The 6,700-nt window shown below is 73.6% G+C and carries 7 protein-coding genes and 1 pseudogene; 1 reads left to right on the forward strand and 7 read right to left on the reverse strand.

Annotated elements, in window-relative coordinates; translation table 11 throughout:
- The 7 genes from A6Q79_RS13980 to A6Q79_RS14010 all read right to left on the reverse strand — a co-directional run.
- Positions 1-339: DUF4916 domain-containing protein (locus A6Q79_RS13980; protein WP_317698642.1), on the reverse strand; the 339-nt coding region annotated here is incomplete at its 3' end.
- The gene (locus A6Q79_RS13985) at positions 336-1,322 is read right to left on the reverse strand and encodes a GDP-L-fucose synthase (RefSeq protein WP_286689878.1); all 987 of its coding nucleotides are present in this window, start codon (positions 1,320-1,322) and stop codon (positions 336-338) included. The genes A6Q79_RS13980 and A6Q79_RS13985, both read right to left, overlap by 4 nt.
- Entirely contained in the window at positions 1,319-2,350 is a 1,032-nt protein-coding gene (gene gmd / locus A6Q79_RS13990) for a GDP-mannose 4,6-dehydratase (RefSeq protein ID WP_286689877.1), read from the reverse strand. Before gmd ends, A6Q79_RS13985 begins: the two co-directional genes overlap by 4 nt.
- Positions 2,347-3,645 carry a DUF563 domain-containing protein gene (locus A6Q79_RS13995; RefSeq protein ID WP_286689876.1) on the reverse strand — a complete coding sequence of 433 codons (1,299 nt, stop codon included), beginning with the start codon at positions 3,643-3,645 and terminating at the stop codon, positions 2,347-2,349. Before A6Q79_RS13995 ends, gmd begins: the two co-directional genes overlap by 4 nt.
- Positions 3,642-4,433, reverse strand: a complete 792-nt coding sequence (locus tag A6Q79_RS14000; protein WP_083516463.1) for an FkbM family methyltransferase — start codon at positions 4,431-4,433, stop codon at positions 3,642-3,644. The genes A6Q79_RS13995 and A6Q79_RS14000 overlap by 4 nt, the downstream gene beginning before the upstream one ends.
- 54 nt (positions 4,434-4,487) lie before the next feature.
- Positions 4,488-5,615: a sensor histidine kinase gene (locus A6Q79_RS14005; protein ID WP_286689875.1), complete on the reverse strand. Its 1,128-nt coding sequence runs from the start codon at positions 5,613-5,615 to the stop codon at positions 4,488-4,490.
- A complete protein-coding gene (locus A6Q79_RS14010) occupies positions 5,612-6,334 on the reverse strand; it encodes a hypothetical protein (RefSeq protein WP_067859990.1) in 723 nt (240 codons plus the stop codon). The genes A6Q79_RS14005 and A6Q79_RS14010 overlap by 4 nt, the downstream gene beginning before the upstream one ends.
- Before the next feature lie 48 nt (positions 6,335-6,382).
- Between A6Q79_RS14010 and A6Q79_RS14015 the strand changes: the two are divergent.
- Positions 6,383-6,700 (forward strand): annotated as a pseudogene (locus A6Q79_RS14015) (hypothetical protein); the annotation flags it as partial.

A 6,700-nucleotide genomic window follows, 5' to 3' on the forward strand; every position in this document is an offset into this window, starting at 1 on the left:
GTGCTTGCGCGGGTCGCGACCGTACGTGTCACCCGTGCGCACGTCCGGAGGGAACCACTGCACGACGTGGTGGGGCTGCGGGTCGGTGGGCAGCTCCAGCTCGGCACCCACGAGCGTGTCGTGCACGTGGCGGACGAGCGCCTCGTCGGTCGTCTCGCCGTGACGGACGCGCCCGCCGAGGTGGCACCACACGGGGGCGCCGGTGTCCGCGAACCGCCGACGGATCAGCCCGACCTGGTGGCCGTCGCCCTCGCCCCGCACCGGGACGACGTCGACGCAGAGCACCGGCACCGACGCCTGCACCGTGGCCCAGAGGTCGTCGGACAGGGAGGAGGTCATGAGCGGAGGTGGTCGGCGTTCTGGAGGTACCAGGTGTAGGTGGCGGCGAGGCCGTCGCGCAGGCTGGTGCGGGCGGTCCAGCCGGTGTGGGCGAGCTGGGTGACGTCGAGGAGCTTCTGGGGGGTGCCGTCGGGCTTGGTGGTGTCCCAGGTGGTGGTGCCGGTGTAGCCGGTGACCTCGGCGACGGTGGCGGCGATCTCGGCGATGGTGACGTCGGTGCCGGTGCCGACGTTGACCTGCTGGGGTCCGTCGTGGTGCTCCAGGAGGTGCAGGACGGCGTCGGCGAGGTCGTCGACGTGCAGGAGCTCGCGGCGGGGGGTGCCGGTGCCCCAGTTGGTGACCTCGGTGGCGCCGTCGCGGGTGGCTTCGTGGTAGCGGCGGATGAGGGCGGGCAGGACGTGGGAGCCGGTGGGGGAGAAGTTGTCGTTCGGTCCGTAGAGGTTGGTGGGCATCGCGGAGATCCAGGGCAGGCCGTGCTGGCGGCGCACGGACTGCACGTGCAGGATGCCGGCGATCTTGGCGATGGCGTAGGCGTCGTTGGTGGGTTCGAGGTGGCCGGTGAGCAGGGCGTCCTCGGTGATGGGTTGGGGGGCGTGCTTGGGGTAGATGCAGGAGGAGCCGAGGAAGACCAGGCGCTGGACGCCGGTGGCGAGCGCGGCGTCCATGACGTTGACCTGGATCTGCAGGTTCACGCTGAGGAAGTCCACGGGGTAGGTGTCGTTGGCGAGGATCCCGCCGACCTTGGCCGCGGCGAGGGCGACGTAGGTGGGGCGGGTGGTCTCGAAGAACGCGTGGACGGCGTCGCGGTCGGTGAGGTCGAGCTCGGCGGAGGTGCGTCCGACGACGTCGGTGAACCCTGCGGCCTGGAGTCGTCGTACGAGGGCCGAGCCGACCATGCCGGCGTGCCCGGCGACGTAGAAGGTGGCGTCGCGGTCGAGGGGGCCGGGGGTGTGGTCGACGTCGTCGCTGGTGCGCAGGCTCATGCGGTGCCCCAGGAGGCGAGCCTGACCTCGTCGTGCCAGGGGGTGCCCTCGTGGGTGAGGGCCTCGACGTCGGCCTCGACCATGAGGCGGGCGAGCTCGCGGCCGTCGACGGTGGGGACCCAGTCGAGCTTCTTGGCGGCCTTGGCGGGGTCGCCGATGAGCGCGTCGACCTCGGTGGGGCGCAGGTAGCGCTCGTCGAAGCGGACGTGCTTCTCCCAGTCCAGGCCGGCGTGCTCGAAGGAGATCTGCAGGAAGTCGCGCACGGTGATCCCGACGCCGGTGGCCAGGACGAAGTCCTCGGGCTCGTCGGCCTGCAGCATGCGCCACATGCCCTCGACGTACTCCGCGGCGTAGCCCCAGTCGCGCACGGCGTCGAGGTTGCCCATGTAGAGCAGGTCCTGGCGGCCGGCCTTGATCGCGGCGACCGCGCGGGTGATCTTGCGGGTCACGAACGTCTCGCCGCGGCGGGGCGACTCGTGGTTGAACAAGATCCCGTTGACCGCGAACATGTCGTAGGCCTCGCGGTAGTTCTTGGTGATCCAGTAGGAGTACAGCTTCGCCGCCGCGTACGGCGAGCGCGGGTAGAAGGGCGTGTCCTCGTCCTGCGGCGGCGGGGTCGCGCCGTACAGCTCGCTGGAGGAGGCCTGGTAGAACCGCGGGCGGATCCCGGCCGCGCGGACCGCCTCCAGCAGCCGCACCGTGCCCGTGCCGGTCGTGTCGGCGGTGTGCTCGGGCTCGTCGAAGGAGACCCGCACGTGCGACTGCGCCGCGAGGTTGTAGACCTCATCGGGCGCGATCTCGTACATCAACGACACCAGCCGGGCCCCGTCGGACTGGTCGCCATAGTGCAGGAACAGCTTCGTGCCGTCCACGTGCGGGTCCTGGTACAGGTGGTCGATGCGCGACGTGTTGAACGTCGACGCCCGACGGATCAGACCATGGACCTCATAGCCCTTGCCCAGCAGCAGCTCGGCCAGGTACGAACCGTCCTGACCGGTGATGCCGGTGATCAGCGCGCGCTTCGTCACGGGGTGCCTCTCTCCGGGGACCGAGGGTGCTCGGTCCCATCCTGCCCGGCGTCGGTGCGACCCGGGGCCTCCTGTCCGTCGGCGTCCTGCGCCAGCAGGTGCTCGAGCTCCTCCAGCACCACGTCGGCGGGGAGGTCGACGTCGTCCTGCACGCCCTGCATGGCGCGCTCGGACCGCAGCCGGTCGACCGGCTCCGCCACGACGTAGCGGTAGCGCGAGTCGGGGACGTTGTCGACGATCGCCCAGTAGCCGGGGTTGAGGTAGCGCGGCGCGAACAGCTCGAGCACGCGGACCCCGGGCGGGGCGAACGTCAGGTTCACGAGCCCGGCGCCGTGCGGGGCGACGACGACCTCGGCGGCGGCGAAGTGGTCGATCTGCTCCTGCACGCTCATCGTGCCGGGGTCGACCCGCACGAAGCCCTGGCGCTCCAGGTGCGGCAGCAGCGCGTCCTCCTGCACGTAGCGGCGGGTGTTCGGGCGGTCGCCGCGCGTGACGTACAGCCGACGCGGCTTGTCGCGGACGTCGCGGGCCGGCAGGTGGGTGCGCAGCCACGCGCTGACCCACGGGGGCGCGAGCGTGGTCTGGTTGTCGATCGCCGGCACGAGGAGCCGGTCGGCGCGCAGGTGCAGGGCGTGGGTGGGCTCCACGAGCGGCAGCGCGTCGAGCCCGACCATGGCCACGAGCTGACGGTCCCAGCGGGTCGTGTGGCCGACGACGACGCGGTCGGGGCGCACGTCGGGGAACAGCTCCTGCAGGAGCCCCCACCGCGGCAGCGCGTCCATCAGCGAGTGGTAGTAGTTGCGCGCCGAGGCGTGCGACGCGAGCGAGACGACCGTGCCGGCGACGTGCTCCGGCTCGGGGTAGCGCAGCCGCAGGTGCACCGGGTGCTCGGTGGGGCGCCGGATGCCGAAGTACGGGCTGGTCTCGCGGTCCAGCGTGCCTGCGGGCGTGATGGTCGCCGCGGCCTCGCCGACCAGACGTCCGCCCTCGACCTCGAGGACCGATCGCGGGGGCCGGCGCAGGACGCGCACGTCGTCCCAGAAGCGCAGGCCTCCCGGCCGGCCGGCGGGGAGGGGGCGCAGCAGGTCCAGCGGGGGACCGACGGGGTGCAGACGGACGTGGTCGGGCTCGGCCGCGGCCGTGGCGCGCGACGTCGGGCTGACCCGTACGGGCACCGACCGCGGACCACCGTCGCCGACGGCACGGGCCGCCAGGCCCACGGTGCGGGTCGCGGCACGGTGGGCCCGCTTGGCCACGGGCCACAGCGGCATCAGGGCCGGGGGGAGCCGGGTCATGCGGCGCGGGCGAACCAGGCGTTCCCGAGGCCGGGCTTGTCCGGCGACGGCTCGTCCCGCACGAGGTCGAGCCCGACGCCCGCGAGGTAGGTGACGAGGTCGGCCAGGGCGTACCCCTCGACGGGGTGGTACTCCATGACGACCCGCTGCACGTCGGCCCAGAGAGCGGGGTCGCTGCCGAGGATGTAGCCGTACTCGGCACCTTCGGCGTCGCTCTTGAGCAGGTCGACCCGTCCGCCGGCCGCGGCGTGCGCGTCGGCGAAGGTCACGCACGGCACCTCGACCTCGCCCCCGAGCCCGTCGGGCGCGGTCATGCCGTTGTGGGCGCTGGCCTCGCCGTTGTCGACGAAGCGCAGCGTGCCGCGGTGGTCGGAGACGGCCTCGGCGTGCACGTGCAGCCGGTCGGCGAAGCCGTTGGCCTCGGCGTTGCGGCGCGTCCAGGCCGCCGTCGAGGGCGACGCCTCGTACGCGTGCACGGTCGCGCGGGGCGCGCGGGCGCAGACCGCCGTCGAGAAGCTGCCGATGTGGGCGCCGACGTCGATCGCGACGAAGTCGGGACGCAGCCCGGCCAGCAGCTCGTCGACGCGGTACACGTCGTCGGCCGTGATCTCGTAGACGGGGAACCGGGCGCCGGGGGAGTTCGGCGTGTGGATCGTGAGGCCCGAGCGGGTCCGGAACGTCACCTCGCCGCCCCGGGCCATCGCCAGCAGCAGCTGGGGCCCGTTGCGGAAGTGCGTGAACGACTGACGCACCCGCCTGACCGCGTACCCCGCACCGCGCACTGCCATGTTGCTCCTCCCACGTGGACCTTCGCCCCCATCAACCGTCGTGGACGCCGAAGGTCACGGGGGTGCGAACTTGGGGATCCGCAACGTGACCTTCGTGCCCAGCCCCGGGGCGGTCTCGACCACGATGCCCCGGTCGTTGCCGTAGACCGTGCGCAGCCGCTCGTCGACGTTCGCCAGGCCCACGGACGCCGACGACGTGTCGCCCGACAGCACGGCCCGGACCGTCTCGGGGTCGCTGCCCACGCCGTCGTCCTCGATGGAGATGACGCAGTCGGCGCCCTCGTCGAGGGCCACGAGGGTGACGGTGCCGGCCCCCTGCTGCCCCTCCAGGCCGTGCCGCACGGCGTTCTCGACCAGCGGCTGGACGGCCAGGAACGGGAGCCGGACGTTGAGCACCTCCGGCGCCACCCGGGTGACCACGCGCAGACGGTCGCCGAAGCGTGCCTTCTCGAGCACCAGGTAGCGCTCGATCGAGCGCAGCTCCTCGGCCAGGGTCGTGAAGTCGCCGTGCTGGCGGAAGGAGTAGCGCGTGAAGTCGGCGAACTCGAGCAGGAGCTCGCGCGCCCGCTCGGGGTCGGTGCGCACGAACGACGCGATCGCACCGAGGGAGTTGTAGACGAAGTGCGGCGAGATCTGCGCGCGCAGCGCCCGCAGCTCGGCCGCCATGAGCGCGGTGCGGGACTTGTCGAGCTCGGCCAGCTCGAGCTGGCCCGACATCCACGCGGCGACCTCGGCGGTCGCCCGCAGCAGCCCGGCCGACGGCTGCTCGGCCACCACGACGAGTGCGCCGATGACCCGTTCGTCGACCACGAGGGGAGCGGCGACGGCCGGCCCGGCGGCCTGGGTGCGGCCGGTGCGCAACGTCGCCGCGACGACGTCGGCCAGACCCGGGTCGGTCGGGTCGTCGGGTCCGTCCCAGGCAAGGTGCGTGGTGGTGTCGGTCAGACCCACCGTCGGCGTGCCGAGCAGGGCGCGCACGTGGGGCAGGGTCTCGAGGGCGCTGGAGCGGTCGAGCCCCTGCCGCAGGGCCGGTGCCGCCAGGGCGGTGCGGTGCAGCGCCTCGTAGGTGGCGCGCTCCTCGGGCGACCCGAGCGGGGTGCCGCGCAGGCGGCGCCGACGCAGCACGGCGTGGCCGAGCCCGCCCAGCAGGACGCCGAGCAGGGCCGCGAGGAGGGGGCTCACCGCAGCTCGAGCAGCAGCGTGTCCGGCGGCTGGGGTCCCTGCGAGCGCGGCTCCTTGCGCACGCGGGCCCGCGTGCCGCGCAGCAGGTGACGCAGCCGCAGGCTGCCGCTCTGCGCGGTGTTCTGGTCGAACAGCTCCCGCACGCGCGACAGCGTCGCGTCCTCGACGGGCTGGCGTCCGGTCTCGCGGGCGTACTGCAGCAGCGCGGGGAGGTCGAGCTCCTCCCACGTGGCGTGCTCGGTCGTCTCGAGGGGGTGGAAGAGCCCGGAGGCCTCGACCGTGCCGGTGGCCGGGGCGGGCGGCGCCGGCCGACGTCCCGCCACCTCGCGCAGGCGCCGGACCCACGGCAGCGTCTCGTCGTGGTCGCGCGCGAGGCTCGAGAGCACCCCGCCGGCGCGCAGCACGCGGGCCTGCTCGGCCAGCACGGTCTGGTCGTCGTGCAGCTGTGGCGTGACCACCGCGTCGAACGCGTCGGCCACGAACGGCAGGCGGGGACCGACGGTGCGCACGTAGAGCACGTCGGGCGAGCGGACGGTGCGCACGTCCTCGCCCGCGACCACGACCTCGTGCCCCTGCTCGGCGAGCCGGAAGGCGAGCGAGGAGTCCTCGAGCAGCAGCACGCACGCGAGGCGGTCGCCCACCAGCCACTTGACGAGGCGGTCGTGCGCCTCGTCGGTGCCGGGGGCGGACCGTGCCGCCTGGTCGAACAGCTCGCTCACACCCGCAGGCTACCGGTCCGCGGACGTCCGCTCGGTACGCTTCGGGGCGTGTCAGAGCCCGTCGACCCGTTCCTGCCCGCGGCGTCCCTCGAGGGGGTGCCCTCGGCGTTCGCGGCGACGCGCGACGGCATCGACGCCCTGCTGCGCGACCGTGGCCTGCGGCGCACGACGCCGGAGGACACGGCCCGCTCGCTCCTGCTCGGTGCGGTCGCCACGGCGCGGCTGGAGGGCAGCGAGCTGCCGCCGGTCACCGACGACGGCGAGGACCCCGCGGTGGAGCTGCTCGCCGGCGGGGGAGGCGACGTCGTGGCGCGCTCGGCGGTGCGGCTGAACGTCGAGCTGCTGGGTCTTGTTCCGGTCTGGGGC

This window comes from Aeromicrobium sp. REDSEA-S32_B7, assembly GCF_001626145.1.
Lineage (GTDB): Bacteria > Actinomycetota > Actinomycetes > Propionibacteriales > Nocardioidaceae > Aeromicrobium > Aeromicrobium erythreum.

Coding starts and splice junctions, on each gene's coding strand:
- A6Q79_RS13985 (WP_286689878.1), bottom strand. CDS start 1,322: ATGAGCCTGCGCACCAGCGACGACGTCGACCACACCCCCGGCCCCCTC.
- A6Q79_RS13995 (WP_286689876.1), bottom strand. CDS start 3,645: ATGACCCGGCTCCCCCCGGCCCTGATGCCGCTGTGGCCCGTGGCCAAG.
- A6Q79_RS14000 (WP_083516463.1), bottom strand. CDS start 4,433: ATGGCAGTGCGCGGTGCGGGGTACGCGGTCAGGCGGGTGCGTCAGTCG.